The organism is Streptomyces sp. NPDC021093 (assembly GCF_044333135.1).
GTDB lineage: Bacteria > Actinomycetota > Actinomycetes > Streptomycetales > Streptomycetaceae > Streptomyces.
Window position 1 is genome coordinate 373,434 of sequence record NZ_JBIRQJ010000002.1, and the last position, 17,192, is coordinate 390,625.

Consider the following 17,192-nt stretch of genomic DNA (forward strand, 5'->3'; position numbering starts at 1 on the left):
CGGGGGGGGGGGGGGGGGGGGGGGGCGGGCGGGGCGGGGGGGGGCGGCCGCCCCGGCGGCCCCCCCCCCCCCCCGGGGGGCCCCCCCCCACGGCGGTACGGCGCGGTGGTGCGGTGCCGCACGGCGGATCCGCCCTACGGTGACCGATATGAACGCATCTGACACGGATTCGGCCCGGCTGAACGCGCTCACCGCTCTCGGCGGGAGCACCGAGGCGAACCGCGCCGAGCTCATCGAGGCCGCCTGGCGCTCCGGCACCCGCAACCCCGCCGAGCTCGCCTCGGCCGCGGGCATCGGCCGGGACGCCGTGTACGCCGACCTCACGGCGCGCGGCATCGACCGGCAGGACCGGGACGAGGCGCCCGCACCCCGCCCGGACGTGGTCACCGCCGACGCCGTGCACGCGGTGGCCCGGCTGGCCGAGGAAACGTTCGGCCCGCTGGTCCACGACACGCAGGACCCCGGCCCGCTCACCACCGTGACCTGGCAGCTGGCCATCGCGTACCGCGCCATCGCCGCCCTGCTGCTCGACGAGCTCCCGGACGCCGACCGCGAGGAGACCGCCGAGGAGCTCTCCGACCGGCTCCAGATCGCCCTGCACCACTCGCACCTCTACCGGGCGTCGCGCAGCACCCAGCGCCGGCTCGGCGCGCAGACCCGGCGCACCGACGCCGAGATCGCCTTCCTCCAGCCGCTGCCCACCGCCGCCACGGTCACCCTCACCCTCCGGTCGGGCGACACCCTCACCGCGACGCTCGGCAGCGAGGAAGCCACCGGATTCACCACCCTCAGCTCCGACAGCCCGCTCCTGGACACCACCCTCGAAGCCCACGACCACCTGGAACTGCACACGGCGCTCGACACGGTGGCCCAGGTCCTCACCCGACACCTCTGACGACGGCTCTGACGGCGGCGGGCCGGTGCGCGGGGCGACGGGGGCACCCGGGGCGCGAGACGGCGGCGGCGGGCCGGTAAGGCGTAATTCTTCTCGTCATTCCTCCCGGCCCGTTGACCGCGCGCCCCGGCGGAGTAGCTTCCGAATTCAGGAAGCCGTCCCACGGCAACAACAGGCCAGCACCCATGGGGGAAGCCATGGCCAAGGAATCGCTCGCGCCATTCGCGGGAATCGCCGCCGTCCAGCCGACGAAAACCGGCGAGAACAGCCCGGGGCTCGAACTCGTACAGAATTTCCTGGTGCGTTTCGGATACCTCGAAGAAACGACGTACCAGCCGGAGGAGCTCGACGACCAGACGTCGGCCGCACTCCAGAAGTACCAGAGCTTCAACGGGATCCAGGAGTCCGGGATCTTCGACGACTCCACCCAGCAGGCCATGACGCAGTCGCGCTGCGCCATGCCCGACCTCGACCACGGAATCGACTTCGCCACCCAGTGCTCCTGGAACAAATGGAGCCTGAAATTCGCCCAGGACATCGGAACGGCCGACTGCGCCGGCGAATTCATCGCCGTACGCAACGCGTTCCGCACCTGGGCGTCGGTCATTCCGCTGACCTTCGCGGAAGTCGGTACCCAGTCCTCGCCCGACATCCGGGTCGGCTGGCGCCCGGCGAACGACCCCGACCACAGCATGGTCGGCGGCGTCCTGGCCCACGCGGACTTCCCGCCCGGCTGCTCCGTGGTCACCAACAACCTGCCCAAACCGGTCCACTTCGACGACACCGAACACCTGTGGAGCATCGGTGCGGTCGCGGGCGGCTTCGACGTCGAGACCGTCGCCCTGCACGAGATCGGCCACATCATCGGCCTCGGCCACTCCGGCGTCGCGGGTGCGGTGATGGCACCGACCGTCTCCGCCAACTCCACCAAACGCGCCCTCACTTCGGACGACATCAACGGTGCCCGCGCGCTCTACCCGCACCAGAGCGACTGGCGCTGGTGCAGCAAGTGCGAGGGCATGTTCTTCGGCGGCAACCCCGGCTCGGTCTGCCCGGCGGGCGGCGGCCACAACAAGGTGGGCAGCGGAAACTACACCCTCGCCCACAACATGATCCCCACCCCCGGCTGGCAGCGCGAGTGGCGCTGGTGCCGCAAGTGCCAGGGCCTGCACTTCGGCGGGAACCCGGGCTCGGTCTGCCCGACCGGCGGGGCGCACGACAAGACCCCCAGCGGCAACTACAGCCTCCAGTTCTCGGCGGGCAACGCGCCGGGACAGCAGGACAACTGGCGTTGGTGCCGCAAGTGTCAGGGACTCCTCTACGGCGGCCACCCGACCTCCGGCGTCTGCCCGGCGGGCGGCAGCCACGACAAGACCGCCAGCGGAAACTACAGCATCACCCACCGCTGACCCTGCCCACCCGCACAGGGCTGATCAGAGCATTCGTCCGAGCACTCAGGAGGTGCGTCAGGCGGGCGCCGCGAAGTGCCGTGAATGCCGCGGAGAAAAAGGGTTGGCGTCGCGGCGCCCCCGCCCCCTACGCTCGGCAGCGCAAGCCGTTGAGCACGTACGCAGACATGCGAGATCAGGAGGTGGCCTTCGATGAATGCCGTCGCGCAGGGCTCCGCCCGCACCCACGACTTCATTGCCGTCTCCGTGGCCTCCGGCTGATCACCACCTGACTCTCCGCGCACGAGCGCGACGCCGGGGCCACCCTGTGAAGGGTTCCCCTTGTCCCACCTGCCGTTCCACACTTCCACCCCTCAGCACACCCTCGCCGCGTACGGCTGGGACGACGGCTACGCCGCCGACTTCGCCCCGTACGCCGAGCAGGGGCTGCTGCCCGGCCGGGTCGTACGGGTCGACCGCGGTCAGGCAGACGTCTTCACCACGGACGGGCTGATCCGCGCCGACACCGCGCTGGTCACCCCGCACGACCCGCTGCGCGTCATCTGCACCGGCGACTGGGCGGCGGTCGAGCCCGCCGGTGACCCCCAGCTGATCCGGGCCCTGCTGCCGCGCCGTACCGCTTTCGTACGTTCCACCTCCTCCAAGCGGTCGGAGGGCCAGATCCTCGCGGCCAACGTCGACCACGCGATCATCGCGGTCTCGCTCGCCGTCGAGCTGGACCTCGGCCGGATCGAGCGGTATCTGGCCCTGGCTTGGGAATCGGGGGCCCAGCCCCTCGTCGTCCTCACCAAGGCCGACCTCGTGCCCGACCCCACCGGGCTCTCGTACCTCGTCGAGGACGTCGAGACGACCGCGCCCGGCGTCCAGGTGCTCGCGGTGAGCTCCGAGACGGGCCAGGGGCTCGACGTGCTCGCGGCGCTCGTCGCCGACGGCACCAGCGTGCTGCTCGGCGCTTCGGGCGCCGGGAAGTCGACCCTCGCCAACACCCTCCTGGGGGCCGACGTGATGGAGGTGCAGGCCGCCCGCGACGTCGACGGCAAGGGCCGGCACACCACCACCACCCGCAATCTGCTCGTGCTGCCCGGCGGCGGAGTGCTCATCGACACCCCCGGGCTGCGGGGCGTCGGACTGTGGGACTCCGAGGCCGGGGTCGGCCAGGTCTTCTCGGAGATCGCCGAGCTGGCCGAGCAGTGCCGCTTCCACGACTGCGGGCACGGGGCCGAGCCCGGCTGCGCCGTGCTCGCGGCGATCGAGGACGGTTCGCTGCCCGAGCGGCGGCTGGAGAGCTGGCGCAAGCTGATGCGCGAGAACCAGCGCATCGTCGCCAAGACCGACGCGCGGCTGCGCCAGGAGATGCTGCGCGGCTGGAAGCAGCTGAGCGTTGAGGGCCGGGCGAACATGGCGGTCAAGCGGGGCGGCCGGGCGCGGTAGCCGTGGGGGGAGGGGCGGGGGACGTACGCCGCCACGTACGTCCCCCGCGCTTCCTTGTTACACGTACGGGGAGCGGGAAAGAACCACGCGGGGGGAGGGGCGGGCGTACGGGGGTGTGCGTACGGGAGCGGGCCTACGGGGGTGGGCCGCTCCGCCCCGAGCATCCGCTGCCGGACTCGATGTCCGAATCCCGCGAGTCCGGGGCCGGTCGCAGGCGCACACTGGAGGCATGACCGCGCCCGAGAGCACCGGTGGGACCACCCGCGAAGACACCCAGTACGAGGCCGTGAGCAGCCGTGACGCCCGTTTCGACGGGGTCTTCTTCTTCGCGGTGACGACCACCGGCATCTACTGCCGTCCGAGCTGCCCAGCGGTCACCCCCAAGCGCCGCAACGTCCGCTTCTACCCCACGGCGGCAGCGGCCCAGGGCAACGGCTTCCGGGCCTGCCGGCGCTGCCGCCCGGACGCGGTGCCCGGCTCCGCAGAGTGGAACGTGCGGGCCGACGCGGTCGGCCGCGCCATGCGGCTGATCGGCGACGGGGTGGTGGACCGCGAGGGCGTACCCGGCCTGGCCGGGCGGCTCGGCTACAGCGCCCGCCAGGTCCAGCGCCAGCTGACCGCCGAACTGGGCGCGGGCCCTGTGGCCCTCGCCCGTGCCCAACGTGCCCACACCGCACGGCTGTTGCTGCAGACGACGCCCCTGCCCATCACCGAGATCGCCTTCGCGTCCGGCTTCGCCAGCGTCCGCCAGTTCAACGACACGGTGCGGCAGATCTACGCCCGTACTCCCTCCGAGCTGAGGGCGGAGAGGGGGACCCGGCTCGCGCCCGGTAAGTCCGATTCCTCTGGTGGCTCCGGTTCCCCTGCGGCCCCGGGCCGCCCTGCCGCGGGCATCCCCCTGCGGCTTGCCTACCGCGGCCCCTATGCCGCCCGCGAGGTCTTCGACGTCCTCGCCCACGAGGCCGTACCCCGTGTCGAAGAGGTGCTGGGAGTCCCGGGGGAGCGCACCTACCGCCGTACCCTCCGTCTCCCGCACGGCACCGGGATCGCGTCCGTCGACGAGTCCCCCCGCCCCGGCTGGCTGGAAGCCCGGCTCACGCTCTCCGACCTCCGTGACCTCACCACCGCCGTGCACCGTCTGCGGCGGCTCTTCGACCTGGACGCGGACCCCTACGCGGTCGACGAGCGGCTCGGTGCGGATCCGCGGCTGGCGCCGTTGGTGGAGGCCCGGCCCGGTCTGCGCTCGCCGGGGGCGGCCGATCCTGACGAGTTGGCGGTACGGGCCCGGGTGGGCCGGGATCGGGCCGCTGCGCTGGTGGAGGCGTACGGGGAGCCCGTTGCCGAGCCCTGTGGGACTCTCGATCGGCTCTTTCCGGCGCCCGGTGCGCTCGTCGACGACCCTGCGGCAGGGGCTCTTGCCGCGGCCCTTGCGGACGGCACCGTACGGCTTGATCCGGGGGCGGACCGGGAGGAGGCCGGCCGGGCTCTGGCGGCGGTTCCCGGGCTGGACGCGTACGCCGTCGGCATGATTCGGATGCGGGCGCTGGGTGATCCGGATGTGGTGCTTCCCCGGGGGCTCGACGACGAGGCCTGGCGGCCTTGGCGTTCGTACGCCACCAGGCATCTGATGCTCGGCGGGGTGCGTGCTGGTGCGGGGGTGGGTGCGGGTGGGTTTGCGCCTGCGGCGGGCCATTGCCCCTCCCCGCCCCTTCCCTAAACCGCTGGCCGCGGGGCAAAGACGGTTCACGGCTGGCGCCGGTGGGGGCTGATGTTCGGGGCTGCGCCCCGTGCACGGCTGCGCCGCGCGTCCTCAAACTCCCCCAAGGTCTTAAGGACCAGGGGGTACCCCCTCGACGGGCTGAAGGTGCCCGGACGGGTTAGGTGCGTCCCACCCATCCCCTCTCGTACGCATGCCACCCCAGCTGCAGCCTCGTCGTGACCCCCGCCTCCTCCATCAGCCCCTTCACCCTCCGCTGCACCGTCCGCAGCCCCACCTCCAGTTGCTTCGCCACGCTCGCGTCCGTCATTCCCGCCAGCAGCAGCGACAGGATCTGCAGGTCCATTCCGTCCGGGCCGCAGTCCGGCACCTCCACGGCGGTCCCGGCGCCGGGCTGCCCCTCCAGGCCCAGCCTTACCGGCCGTGCCTCCCGCCACACCGCCTCGAACAGTCCCATCAGCGACTCCAGCAGCCCGCTCGCATGCACCACCAGTGCGGCCGGCTCCGTGTCCCGGCCGGTCAGCGGGACCATGGCCAGCGCCCGGTCGGCGACGACCAGTTTGGTCGGGACGCGGTCGACCACCCGGACCTGCTCGTCCCGGCCGAGGGCCGCCGTCAGCTCCACCACGCCGCGCGGCAGCGTGAGCACTTCCCGTTCGATGACCACCCGGTACGTCACCCCGCGCGCCGTCGCCCGCTCCTCCGCCGCGTTGTCGTAACCGGTGACGGCCACCGGATGCCCGGTGACCAGGGCGCACACCTCCTCCACCGCCCCCAGCTGCAGCTGTGCGAACCGGTGTGCCACCGCGCTCGCCCCCGTCACGATCTCCACCAGGTCGTGCACCGACGGCTCCGAGGCCTCCGCCCGGTACTCCTCCGCGAGGAGCACCGCCGCCAGTTCCGCCTGTTCCAGCTCGTGCCGCTGCTGGGTGAGCAGCGCGCCCAGCGCCACACCGGGGGGTGCGGCCACCCAGCGCTGCGTGTCCGAGGAGGACTGGGCGGCCAGGCCCTGCCGCTCCAGGCGGCGCAGGGCCCGCTCCGTCTCCGGTTCCGTGGACCCCAACCGGTGCGCCAGGTCGGACATTTCGGCCGCACCGACCGCGACCAGCGTCCGATACGTCGCCTCCTGGGCCTCGTCGAGCCCTATCGCACTCAGCACCTCGGTACTCACCCTTCCCGCACACACCGCTCGCCACCCGCAGCACACAGCTGGCGGGAATGAGCCACGGCACAAACCCGCCTCACCACATCATCCCTGCATCACCTGCACCTCTGCCAACCTGTCGCCACCGGTCATCAGCCCATGGGCCGGGCCGACTTGGCATGAATTGACCGACTTGGGGAGCATGATGCGTCCTATATCGCGTACGGCGCTGGGAGTGGCCACCGCCGCCGTCCTCGCCGTCACCGCGGTCGCTCCGTCCGTGGCCGCGCCCACGGACCCGGCGGCCGGGAAGAGACCGATCACGGGCAGTGCGAAGGCGGGTGGCGGGCAGGCCAATACCCTTGTCGTCACCCTGGTGACCGGGGACAAGGTCCAGGTCCTGCAAGGGAGTTCGGGCCCCGAGGCCGCCACCGCGCTGCCCCGCCAGGACGGCACGGTGCCCGTCCTCCAGACCCGTACTTCCGGCCGTGACAAGGACCTCTACGTCTTCCCCGAGTCCGCGTCCGGCGCCCTCGCCTCGGGCCGCGTCGACCGGGAGCTCTTCAACGTCTCCGGCCTGATCCGGCAGGGGTACGACGACGCGCACGCCAAGTCGCTGCCGCTGATCGCCGTTTATGACAAGTCCGTGAACGTCTCCCGGGCCCTTCCCCCGACCCCGCGCGCGGCCACCCGTGGCCCGGTCCTCGCGCCCGTCGGCGGTGTCGCCCTCAAGGCCGACAAGGCGAAGGCCGCCGACTTCTGGGCGGACGTCACCGACACCCGCTCGCGTGCCGCGTCCGACCTCGCGAAACTGTGGCTCGACCGCAAGGTCTCCACCACCCTCGACCGGTCGACGAAGCAGGTGAACGCGCCGTCCGCGTGGGCCGCCGGGTTCGACGGCAAGGGCACCAAGGTCGCCGTCCTCGACACCGGCGTCGACGCCGAGCACCCCGACCTCAAGGGACGCATCGCCGCCGCCCAGAACTTCACCGACTCCGCCGACACCGGCGACGTCCAGGGGCACGGCACCCACACCAGCTCCACCGTGGGCGGCTCAGGCGCGGCCAGCGACGGCAAGAAGAAGGGAGTCGCCCCGGGCACCCAGCTCCTCAACGGCAAGGTGCTCAACGACGGCGGCTCGGGCGCCGAGTCGTGGATCATCGCGGGCATGCAGTGGGCCGTCGACCAGAAGGCCGACGTCGTCTCCATGAGCCTCGGCGCCCCCGAACCCACCGACTGCACCGACCCGTTGAGCGTCGCGGCCGAGGAGCTGGCGAAGGGCAGGGACACGCTGTTCGTGGTCGCCGCAGGGAACTCCGGGCCGCGGGCGAACTCCGTCTCCTCGCCCGGCTGCGCCCCCGGCGTCCTCACCGTCGGCGCCGTCGACCGCGACGACTCCACGGCCCCGTTCTCCAGCCGCGGCCCGTCGATCGTCAACCACAACCTGAAGCCGGAGATCGCCGCCCCCGGCGTCGCCATCTCCGCCGCCGCCGCGGGCGGCCGGGGCGTGTACGCCTACCAGGCCATGTCCGGTACGTCGATGGCCGCCCCGCACGTCGCGGGCGCCGCCGCGATCGTCAAGCAGGCCCACCCCGACTGGTCCGCCCAGCAGATCAAGGCGGCCCTGGTCTCCTCCGCGAAGGCCGTCCCCGGCGACGTGAAGGAGACCGGCGGCGGCCGCCTCGACGTCAAGGCCGCGCTCAGCCCCAAGGTCACCGGCGCACCCGCCGTCCAGGGCGGTACGTTCAACTGGCCGCAGCACAGCAGTGACCGCACCACCGTCGACCTGCCGTACACGAACACCTCCGAGAAGTCGGTCACCCTGGACCTCAGCGTCCAACGGCCCACCGGAAACGACGGCTCCGCCGTCCGCTCCCGGATCGCCTCGCTCGGCAAGAACCGCGTGACCGTCCCGGCCGGTGCCACCGTCAAGGTGCCGCTGACCCTCGACCCGGCCGCACGCCTGGAGCGCGGCCAGTACGGCGACGTCACCGGCCGCGTCCTGGCCACCGCCCCCGGCGGCATCACCGTCTCGACGCCGTTCTCCCTGTACGTACAGCCCGAGACGGTCACCCTGCGGGTCAAGCTCGTCGACCGCGACGGCAGGCCCGCCACCGGACCGAGCACCCTCGACGTCATCGGCACCGACGACGAGAGCGGCGAGATCCGCTCCAACGACGGGAAGCCGGAGCAGCGTTACGAGGTCAGGCCCGGCTCGTACTTCCTCTCCTCCTTCGTCGCCACCCCGGACGCCGGCGACCCGACCGGCCGGGGCGTCGGCTCGCTGAGCTACCTCGCCCACCCGCAGCTTGAGGTCAAGAAGGACACCACGGTCGTCCTCGACGCCCGCAAGGCACACCGGCTGAGCGTCGACACGGACCGTCCTGGCGAGAAGCGCACCACCACCTTCGCCTTCGACCGCTCCTGGAAGGACACCTGGCGGCACTCCGGCACCGTCAGCGCGGGCCGGGGCGTCACCGACTACTACGCCGACATCCAGGGCCGCGCGAACAAGGGCGACTTCGAGTTCGGCAGCTACTGGCAGCTGGCCGCCCCGCTGCTGAGCAGCCTCAAGGTCAAGGGCGGCCCCGCCCTGCACGCCGTCGTGGGCGGACTCGGCTCCGTGAACCTCGACGGCAGGGGCAGCGCCGCACTCGTCGACGCGGGCAGGGGCAGCCCCGCGGAGCTCAAGGCGGCGGGCGTCAAGGGCCGTGTCGCCCTGGTCGAAGTACCCGACGACGACAGCTACTTGGGTACGGTCGCGCAGTCGGCCAAGGCCGAGGGCGCCGTCGCCGTCCTGGCGCACCGCCCGTCGACCGGCACGTGGTACCCGAGCTTCGGGTTCGGGGGCGGAGCCGTCCCGGTCCTCGCCGTCCCGGCCGTCGAGGCCAAGGACCTCAAGGCGCGGCTGTCCGACGGCACGGTCACGCTCGACTGGCAGGCCACCGCCCGCAGCCCGTACGTCTACCACCTCGCCTTCCAGGAGGAGGGGCCGCTCAAGTCGGCCCGGAAGTACCACACTTCGGACCGGAAGCTGGCCGCGGTGGAGTCCACCTACCGGGCCATGGGCGTCGCGGGGGACTTCGTCGGCTCCGTCGACGCGCTCCGCCCGAACGGCTCCCGCGTCTTCACCTCCTCGCTCGCCGACCTGCTGCCCGTCCCCGGCACCCGCACCGAGCTGTACTCCGCCGACGGATCGGCCTGGGGCCGCACCGTCGCCAGCAGCTTCCCGTTCGGCGAGTACATGGTCGCGCCGAACCGGGTGCTGCGCCCGGGGCAGAAGCTCGCCGAGTCCTGGTACGGCGGCGCCGTCGTACCGACCGCACCGCGCGACGAGCAGGGCAAGCCGCTGCTGGTCTCCGAGCGCCAGGGCGGCCTCATCGGATTCGCGAACGCCATGTGGGGCGACAGCGAGCACGCGGCCGTCCCGGGCAGCTTCGGGGACATCGGCTCGCTGGAGCTGAAGCGCGACGGCGTCTCGCTCGGCCGGAGCGCCTGGCCCTCCGGCGTCTTCGAGGTCCCGGCGGAGCGGGGCGCCTACGAGCTCACCCAGGACATCACCAAGACCGGCAACCCGGCCGAGTTCTGGAAGCGCTCCGAATCGGTCAGCACCACCTGGAAGTTCACCTCCGAACTGGACGCGAACACCTACTCCGTGCCGATCCCGATCCTCTTCCCTGGCTACGCGCTCCCCGAGGACGGCCTGAAGACGCTCCCCGCGAAGGACGGCCAGCGGATCGGCCTCTCCGTCTCGGGCCACGCGGGCTACACCCCGGGTGCGCTCAAGTCGGCCAAGCTGTCCTACTCGTACGACCGGGGCAAGACCTGGACCGAGGCGAAGACGGCGTCCTCCGGCGGAAGTTGGACGGCCACCGTCGACCACGCCGGTGCCACCGGCAAACAGGTCACCCTGAAAACCGAACTGACGGACGCACACGGCAACTCCGTCACCCAGCTCGTGGCCCGCGCGTACGACGTACGTTGACCGTGCACCGATCGCGCGTCGGCCACTGAGGGTCCGCCGGGCAGCCTTTCCCGTGGGGGGTGGGGCGGCCCGGCGGACCATTTTTTCGGCTTGCCCCGTTTCCGAATCGTCTCAGCGGTGGACAATAGGGGCATGAGTCAGCAGGGGGAGCGGCGCACGCACGCCGAGGACGACTGGTGGGACAGGCTGTACGACGAGGCCACTCCGGAAACCGGCCCGACGACGGGCACGGACCAGACCGTGGACGACCACTTCGACTCGACACCGGGCATGATCTCCGACCGGAGGCCGGCCGGGACACCCGACCCGCCGCCCGCACCTCCGGCGGAATCGTCGAGGGAACCGCGGCGCGCGGAACCGGAGTTGCCGGTCCTCCCCGATCGCGGCAACCCCTTCCCGGCGCCGCCCGCCCGTGCTCCGTGGGAGCCACCGGAGCACGAGGATCCCCCTGCCTCGCCCCGCGCCCCCGGACCCGACCCGCGTGCTGCCGCGCCCCGCCGGGAGGAGGAGCGGGAGGAGTCGCGGGCGGGCGAGTCGGATGGCGGGCCGGAGGACGGGCCTGGACAGGCCCAGGTGTGGGACGCCTGGCTGCCAACACCACGGCACAAGAAGGGCGTTGAGCCCACCGGCCCGGAGCCGTCCGGTCGGACGGAGCGCGAGGGCGAGCCGGATTGGGTCGGCCGCGCCGAGCGGGACAGCTGGCCGGAGCGGGACAGGCGGCAGGAGAGGGACGGATGGACGGAGCGCGCCCCCCGGGACTCGGTCGCCGACGCGGAGCCGGGGGCCGTTGCGGATGCCGCGCCGGATGCCGCGCCGAAGGACCTCGGCCCGCACGCTCCGCCCGTGCCGGACGTGTCAACCTTCCGGTTCACGAGGGTGGATGACACTTCGTCAACCTCCGCGACCTGGGGCCCGCCGCCTTCGCCGCCCGGCCCGCCCGGTGTTCCCCGCCCCCGTCAGGACCGCCATCGCACCCGCCGCCTGTGGGACGAGCCGGGACCCCACGGAGCGCCACCGCCCGACCCCGAGCCCGACCCGGACGCGACCACCGTGACGAGCCGGGCACCGGGCACGTCCCCGGCCCCCGGCGCGGGCACGCCCTCCGTCCGGGGCTCCGACGCGACGGCAGGGCCCGCCGGTACGGAAGCGGACACCGGAGCCGACGGCGACCCGGGCACGCCGGGCACGCCGGGCACGCCGGGCACGTCGGCTGAGCCGGGCACCCCGGGCACGTCGGCCGAGCCTGCCCCCGACCCCCGGCGCACCGAGACCCGCGCGGAGGGCCCCCGGCGCACCGAGACCCGTGCCGAGGGCCCCCTCCGAGACATCCCGCCCCTGCCCACCTCCTTCCCACGGTGGTCCGGCGACCAGGACCCCGCGCAGAGCCCCGGGCAGGACCCCGCGCAGGACCCCGTGCAGGACCCCGTGCAGCGCGGCCGCGTGCAGGACACGCAGGGCGGCCCGCAGGACCCGGGCGGCATGGGCCTCCCGGAGCGCGCCAGCACCGCCGAGTGGGCCGTGTGGGACGCGCCCCCGGTGCCGCCCGCAGCCCCCCTCGTACCCCCGGCGGCACCACCGGCTCCGGCAGCACCCACATCCACGCCTGTACCTGTACCTGCGCCTGAACCTGCGGCCCTCACGCCCTTCCCCGCCCCGCGCCCCGTCCTCGCCCACGTCGGCGACGGTCCGCCCACCTACGACGCCGAGCCGACCGCGCTCGCCGCCGCCGATCCGCAGGAGCTGGACGGGCTCGTCGCGGACACCGTGCTCGACGGCGCGCAGTACGGGTCGTACACCCTGCGGGCGGCCTCCGTGCGCGGGGACTCCGCCCGGTACCGCGGCGAGCCCCGCCGCGACACCCTGCTCACCGCCCGCTTCGGCAACGGCCCCGGCGGCCTCGTACTGGTCGCCGTCGCCAGCGGTGCCCGCGCCGCCGAGGGCGCGCACCTCGCCGCCGCCGACGCCTGCCGGTGGATCGCCGGAGCGGTCGGCCGCAGTCACGCCAGGCTGGCCGAGGACATAAGGGCAGGGCGGCGCGGCGACCTCAAGTCGGGGCTGCACCGGCTCACCGACCGCAGCTACGGCAAGCTCCGCGCCCACGCCGCCGAGCTCGGCCTGGAGCCGGGGGAGTACACCGCCGACCTGCGCTGCCTGCTGCTCTCCGCCGACCCGGACTGCCGCACCAGGATCTACTTCGGCGTCGGCGACGGCGGCCTGTTCCGGTTGCGCGACGGGGTCTGGCAGGACATAGAGCCCCCGGAGCCCCGCCCCGACGCCCTCACCGGTGAACCGGTGGTCGGCTTCGGCTCCGTACCGGCGGAGGACGAGCCGTCCGAGGAGGGCCCGGACGGTGACCGGCTCACCATGGACCTGGGCATCACCACGCCGCCGGCCCCGCACGTGGACAGCGTGCCGCCCACCTCACCGTTCCGGTTCCGGGCCTCGGTGGCCAGGCCGGCCGACGTACTGCTGCTGACCAGCGCGGGCCTCGCGGAGCCGGTGCGCGGCGAGCCCGCCCTCGCCAGGGAGCTGGCCGAACGCTGGGGCGACCAGCAGCCCCCGCCCGGCCTCGCCACCTTCCTCGCTGACGTCACACTGAGGGCGAAGGGGTACGCGGACGACAGGACCGCGGCAGCGGTCTGGGAGGCATAACCGCATATTTCATGGGTTCATGGACAGGCGAGGAGTCCGACGCCGAGTCCGACCGAGAGGGTGTGCCCACGTCATGGCGAAGCAGAAGGTGGCCGAGCAGTTCGTCGACATCCTCGTGCAGGCGGGGGTCCAGCGCCTGTACGGGGTCGTCGGCGACAGTCTGAACCCGGTCGTGGACGCCATCCGCCGCAACGACGCCATCGACTGGGTGCACGTCCGGCACGAGGAGACCGCCGCCTTCGCGGCCGGGGCCGAGGCCCAGATCACCGGAAGGCTCGCCGCCTGCGCGGGTTCCTGCGGTCCTGGCAACCTCCACCTCATCAACGGCCTCTTCGACGCACACCGCTCGATGGCCCCGGTGCTCGCCCTCGCCTCGCACATCCCGTCCGGCGAGATCGGCCTGAACTTCTTCCAGGCCACCCACCCCGACAAGCTCTTCGACGAGTGCAGCCACTACAACGAGCTGATCTCCTCCCCCAAGCAGATGCCCCGGGTCGTCCAGTCCGCGATCCAGCACGCGGTCGGCCGCGGCGGCGTCGGCGTGGTCTCGCTGCCCGGCGACGTGGCGGGCGAGCCGGTCGCCGACGAACCCTCCGAGCAGGCGCTGGTCACCTCGCGGCCGACGGTGCGCCCCGGCGAGGCCGACCTCGCACGGCTGACCGCGCTGATCGACGACGCCGAGAAGATCACCCTGTTCTGCGGCAGCGGCACCGCCGGCGCGCACGCCGAGGTGATGGAGTTCGCCGAGCGGATCAAGTCCCCGGTCGGCCACGCACTGCGCGGCAAGGAGTTCATCCAGTACGACAACCCGTACGACGTCGGCATGAGCGGCCTGCTCGGCTACGGCGCCGCCTACGAGGCCATGCACGAGTGCGATCTGCTGATCCTGCTCGGCACGGACTTCCCGTACAACGACTTCTATCCGAAGGACGCGAAGATCGTCCAGGTGGACGTACGGCCGGAGAACCTCGGCCGGCGCTGCAAGCTGGACCTCGGGGTGTGCGGCGACGTGCGCGAGACGCTGCGCTGTCTGACCCCGCGGGTGGGGGCCAAGAGCAACCGCCGCTTCCTCGACAGGATGCTCAAGAAGCACGCCGACGCTCTGGAGGGCGTCATCAAGGCGTACACCCGCAAGGTCGAGAAGCACACTCCGATCCACCCCGAGTACGTGGCCTCCGTACTGGACGAACTCGCCGACGACGACGCGGTGTTCACGGTCGACACGGGCATGTGCAACGTCTGGGCGGCCCGCTACCTCACCCCCAACGGCCGCCGCCGCGTCATCGGCTCCTTCTCGCACGGCTCGATGGCCAACGCGCTGCCGCAGGCCATCGGCGCCCAGTTCGTCGACCGGAACCGGCAGGTCGTGTCGATGTCCGGCGACGGCGGATTCTCGATGCTGATGGGCGACTTCCTCACCCTGGTGCAGCACGACCTGCCGGTGAAGGTCGTCCTTTTCAACAACTCCTCGCTCGGCATGGTCGAACTGGAGATGATGGTCGACGGACTGCCTTCGTACGGCACCACGAACCACAATCCGGACTTCTCGGCGGTGGCCCGTGCCTGCGGTGCGTACGGAGTCCGGGTCGAGAAGCCCAAACAGCTCGCCGGAGCCCTGAAGGACGCGTTCCGGCACCGGGGTCCCGCCCTGGTCGAGGTCGTCACCGACCCGAACGCGCTGTCCATCCCGCCGCGGATCAAGGCCCAGCAGGTGAAGGGCTTCGCCCTGTCCGCAGGAAAGGTGGTGCTGGACGGCGGCGTGGGACGCATGGTCCAGATGGCCCGCTCCAACCTGCGGAACGTCCCGCGCCCCTAGCCGGGGCGAAGGGCACGGCGATACGGCCGGTACGTCTCCCCAGCCGTCCCCGCCGTGCACCGCGTACGCCCGGCACGGCATCCGCTCATCGGGCGATGGGGCGAACCGTCTCGCTCGGTCTTCACTCCGGTCCTCCTGGACATGAGTGCCGATCCCGGAGCGGGGAATCCATTCCGTGAGGGTGTTCGAGGGAGAAAGGGCCAATCCGGGGTGTGGGTGGGGGTTATGACGAGGCAGAAGCCGGGTCGGGCCGGGCCGGTATCGTACGGCCGCTCGGTGTCGGAGGACGTACGGAAGTTGTCGGAGGGCGCACGGGCGGTGCAGCAGGGGGACATACGGGCAACCGAGGCGGCCGAGAGGCTCGACAGGGCGCGCGGGGCGCTCGACCTGCGCTGGCGACTGGGCCGGTCGGACCTGACAGCCGTGGCCGAAGTGCGGCGCGCACTGCGCGAGTTGCTGCGCAACTGGGGACGCCCGGACTGTGCGGACGTCGCGGAACTGCTCACCAGCGAGCTGGTGACCAACGCGCTGATACACACCGAGAGCGATGCGGAACTGCACGCGACCCTGGCCGAGTCCAAGCTGCGGGTCGAGGTGTACGACCATCTGTCCCGCCTTCCGGAACCCCGGCTGGCGGCCTGCGACGAGAACACGAACGGCCGGGGACTGCTTCTGGTCCAGACCCTCGCGGACGCCTGGGGGGTACGGATGCACGGGCACGGGCCGGGCAAGGTGGTCTGGTTCGAACTGGACGGGGGCCCGGCCGGCGCTTGACCGGACCGGGCCCCCGTCCCGTGACGACGACTCCCGTGATCTGACCCGGCCTGATATGACGAGGCGTCAACCACGGTCACCGCTAGCCGAATTGCTGCTCAAGATCCTTGAGCTTCTGCTCAAGGGAGTCGAGCCGGGGCAGTGCCTGGGTGTCGTCCTCGGCGGTCAGGTCGACCGTCCGTGAGTCACCTCCCTTGCTCCCAGCGCCTTTCACGGCCTGGAGGGAGGGCCGGTTGCGAAGCGGCAGTTGTCCGGGCTCTGGTATGGCGGGCTCCGCGACGGCGTGCGGCGCGGAGCCCGATCCGGCGGATCCCAGTGGCTGCACGTCGACCTGACGGCCGGCCCGGCTGCGCCCCCAGGCACGGTGCTGCCGGTTGATGGCCTTCAACTGCGCCCGCTCCAGCTTCTCGTGCTCCCGCCTGCGGAGCCGGTTCTGTTCCTTCTGCCGCCGGTCCTCGCGGACCTCGTCGACCGCTTCGTCCAGCGTCCGTACGCCTTCCAACAGCATCAGCGACCAGGCTCCGAAGGTCTCCCTGGGTGCCCGTAGCCACCGGACGATCCGGATCTGCGGCAGCGGGCGCGGGACGAGACCCTGTTCGCGCAGCGCCGCCCGGCGGGTCTGCTTGAGCGCCCGGTCGAAGAGCACCGCGGCCGAGAGCGACATGCCGGCGAAGAAGTGCGGTGCGCCCGCATGCCCCAACCCCCTTGGCGCGTGTACCCAGTTGAACCAGGCGGCGGCCCCTGCGAACGTCCACACGAGGAGCCGTGAACCGAGCGCCGCGTCACCGTGACTCGCCTCCCGCACCGCGAGCACGGAGCAGAACATGGCCGCCCCGTCGAGCCCGAACGGCACCAGGTACTCCCAGCCGCCGGACAGGCTCAGGTTCTGCTGCCCGAAGCCGACCAGCCCGTGGAAGGAGAGCGCGGCGGCGACGGCGGCGCAGCAGAACAGCAGGACGTAGGAGGCACTCCCGTAGAAGGCCTCCTTCCTTCTGCGCCGCTCCTCGCTGCGCTCCCACGAGTCCTCGCTGCCGGCGGCGGCCGCCTTCTCGCCCGCACGCTTGCCGCGTGCGACCACCGCGACCGCCGCCAGAACACCCGCGATCATCACGACGCCAGGAAGCAGCCAGTCCAGCGATATGTCGGTCATTCTCATGCGGAGTCCCTTTGCGTCAGCGCAGCGGCGACCGCATCCATGGAGACGGATCACGGACCGCGGATCGCGCTCAGTGCGTTTCGGCGACATATTGGCGCACGTCGCGTGGTGCACAAGGGGTTTCGGGGCAAGAGACCACATTGGGGAGTCCGCACCATGCGGATAGGTGGCAATAACTCGAACCACCGCTCTACCGGGTCGAGTTGGGTTCGA

10 protein-coding genes are annotated in these 17,192 nt (G+C 72.2%); 8 read left to right on the top strand and 2 right to left on the bottom strand.

What is annotated here, in order from left to right; genetic code table 11:
- Positions 1-148 precede the first annotated feature (148 nt).
- The 4 genes from ACH4SP_RS06710 (at position 149) to ACH4SP_RS06725 (ending at position 5,452) form a co-directional block, all read left to right on the top strand.
- Positions 149-895 (top strand): hypothetical protein, encoded by a 747-nt coding sequence (locus tag ACH4SP_RS06710; RefSeq protein ID WP_398410449.1) that lies wholly within the window; start codon positions 149-151, stop codon positions 893-895.
- 197 nt (positions 896-1,092) lie between these two features.
- Positions 1,093-2,304, top strand: a complete 1,212-nt coding sequence (locus ACH4SP_RS06715) for a matrixin family metalloprotease (protein WP_398410453.1) — start codon at positions 1,093-1,095, stop codon at positions 2,302-2,304.
- Positions 2,305-2,625: 321 nt separating this feature from the next.
- Entirely contained in the window at positions 2,626-3,735 is a 1,110-nt protein-coding gene (gene rsgA, locus ACH4SP_RS06720; RefSeq protein ID WP_398410458.1) for a ribosome small subunit-dependent GTPase A, read from the top strand.
- Between the two features lie 229 nt (positions 3,736-3,964).
- Positions 3,965-5,452 carry a bifunctional transcriptional activator/DNA repair enzyme AdaA gene (locus tag ACH4SP_RS06725; protein WP_398410462.1) on the top strand — a complete coding sequence of 496 codons (1,488 nt, stop codon included), beginning with the start codon at positions 3,965-3,967 and terminating at the stop codon, positions 5,450-5,452.
- A gap of 160 nt (positions 5,453-5,612) precedes the next feature.
- On the opposite strand, the gene ACH4SP_RS06730 is transcribed toward ACH4SP_RS06725, so the two are convergent.
- Positions 5,613-6,611: a helix-turn-helix domain-containing protein gene (locus ACH4SP_RS06730; RefSeq protein WP_398411798.1), complete on the bottom strand. Its 999-nt coding sequence runs from the start codon at positions 6,609-6,611 to the stop codon at positions 5,613-5,615.
- Between the two features lie 190 nt (positions 6,612-6,801).
- Between ACH4SP_RS06730 and ACH4SP_RS06735 the strand changes: the two genes are divergently transcribed.
- The 4 genes from ACH4SP_RS06735 to ACH4SP_RS06750 all read left to right on the top strand — a co-directional run bounded on the left by ACH4SP_RS06735 (position 6,802) and on the right by ACH4SP_RS06750 (position 15,823).
- Positions 6,802-10,581: a S8 family peptidase gene (locus ACH4SP_RS06735; protein ID WP_398411800.1), complete on the top strand. Its 3,780-nt coding sequence runs from the start codon at positions 6,802-6,804 to the stop codon at positions 10,579-10,581.
- Positions 10,582-10,713: 132 nt separating this feature from the next.
- Positions 10,714-13,233, top strand: a complete 2,520-nt coding sequence (locus ACH4SP_RS06740; RefSeq protein WP_398410466.1) for a protein phosphatase 2C domain-containing protein — start codon at positions 10,714-10,716, stop codon at positions 13,231-13,233.
- A 73-nt stretch (positions 13,234-13,306) separates the two neighbouring features.
- On the top strand, positions 13,307-15,049 hold the full coding sequence (locus ACH4SP_RS06745) for a pyruvate dehydrogenase (protein ID WP_398410468.1): 1,743 nt from the start codon (positions 13,307-13,309) through the stop codon (positions 15,047-15,049).
- 225 nt (positions 15,050-15,274) lie between these two features.
- The gene (locus tag ACH4SP_RS06750; protein ID WP_398410471.1) at positions 15,275-15,823 is read left to right on the top strand and encodes an ATP-binding protein; all 549 of its coding nucleotides are present in this window, start codon (positions 15,275-15,277) and stop codon (positions 15,821-15,823) included.
- Positions 15,824-15,905: 82 nt separating this feature from the next.
- Here the strand turns inward: ACH4SP_RS06750 and ACH4SP_RS06755 are convergent, their stop codons facing one another.
- Positions 15,906-16,979 carry a DUF2637 domain-containing protein gene (locus tag ACH4SP_RS06755; RefSeq protein WP_398410473.1) on the bottom strand — a complete coding sequence of 358 codons (1,074 nt, stop codon included), beginning with the start codon at positions 16,977-16,979 and terminating at the stop codon, positions 15,906-15,908.
- Positions 16,980-17,192: the final 213 nt, after the last annotated feature.

Excerpts from the sequence above, each read along its gene's own strand:
- ACH4SP_RS06715 (WP_398410453.1), top strand. The coding sequence starts at position 1,093 with ATGGCCAAGGAATCGCTCGCGCCATTCGCGGGAATCGCCGCCGTCCAG.
- ACH4SP_RS06725 (WP_398410462.1), top strand. The coding sequence starts at position 3,965 with ATGACCGCGCCCGAGAGCACCGGTGGGACCACCCGCGAAGACACCCAG.
- ACH4SP_RS06735 (WP_398411800.1), top strand. The coding sequence starts at position 6,802 with ATGCGTCCTATATCGCGTACGGCGCTGGGAGTGGCCACCGCCGCCGTC.
- ACH4SP_RS06745 (WP_398410468.1), top strand. The coding sequence starts at position 13,307 with ATGGCGAAGCAGAAGGTGGCCGAGCAGTTCGTCGACATCCTCGTGCAG.
- ACH4SP_RS06755 (WP_398410473.1), bottom strand. The coding sequence starts at position 16,979 with ATGAGAATGACCGACATATCGCTGGACTGGCTGCTTCCTGGCGTCGTG.
- ACH4SP_RS06740 (WP_398410466.1), top strand. The coding sequence starts at position 10,714 with ATGAGTCAGCAGGGGGAGCGGCGCACGCACGCCGAGGACGACTGGTGG.
- ACH4SP_RS06710 (WP_398410449.1), top strand. The coding sequence starts at position 149 with ATGAACGCATCTGACACGGATTCGGCCCGGCTGAACGCGCTCACCGCT.
- ACH4SP_RS06750 (WP_398410471.1), top strand. The coding sequence starts at position 15,275 with ATGACGAGGCAGAAGCCGGGTCGGGCCGGGCCGGTATCGTACGGCCGC.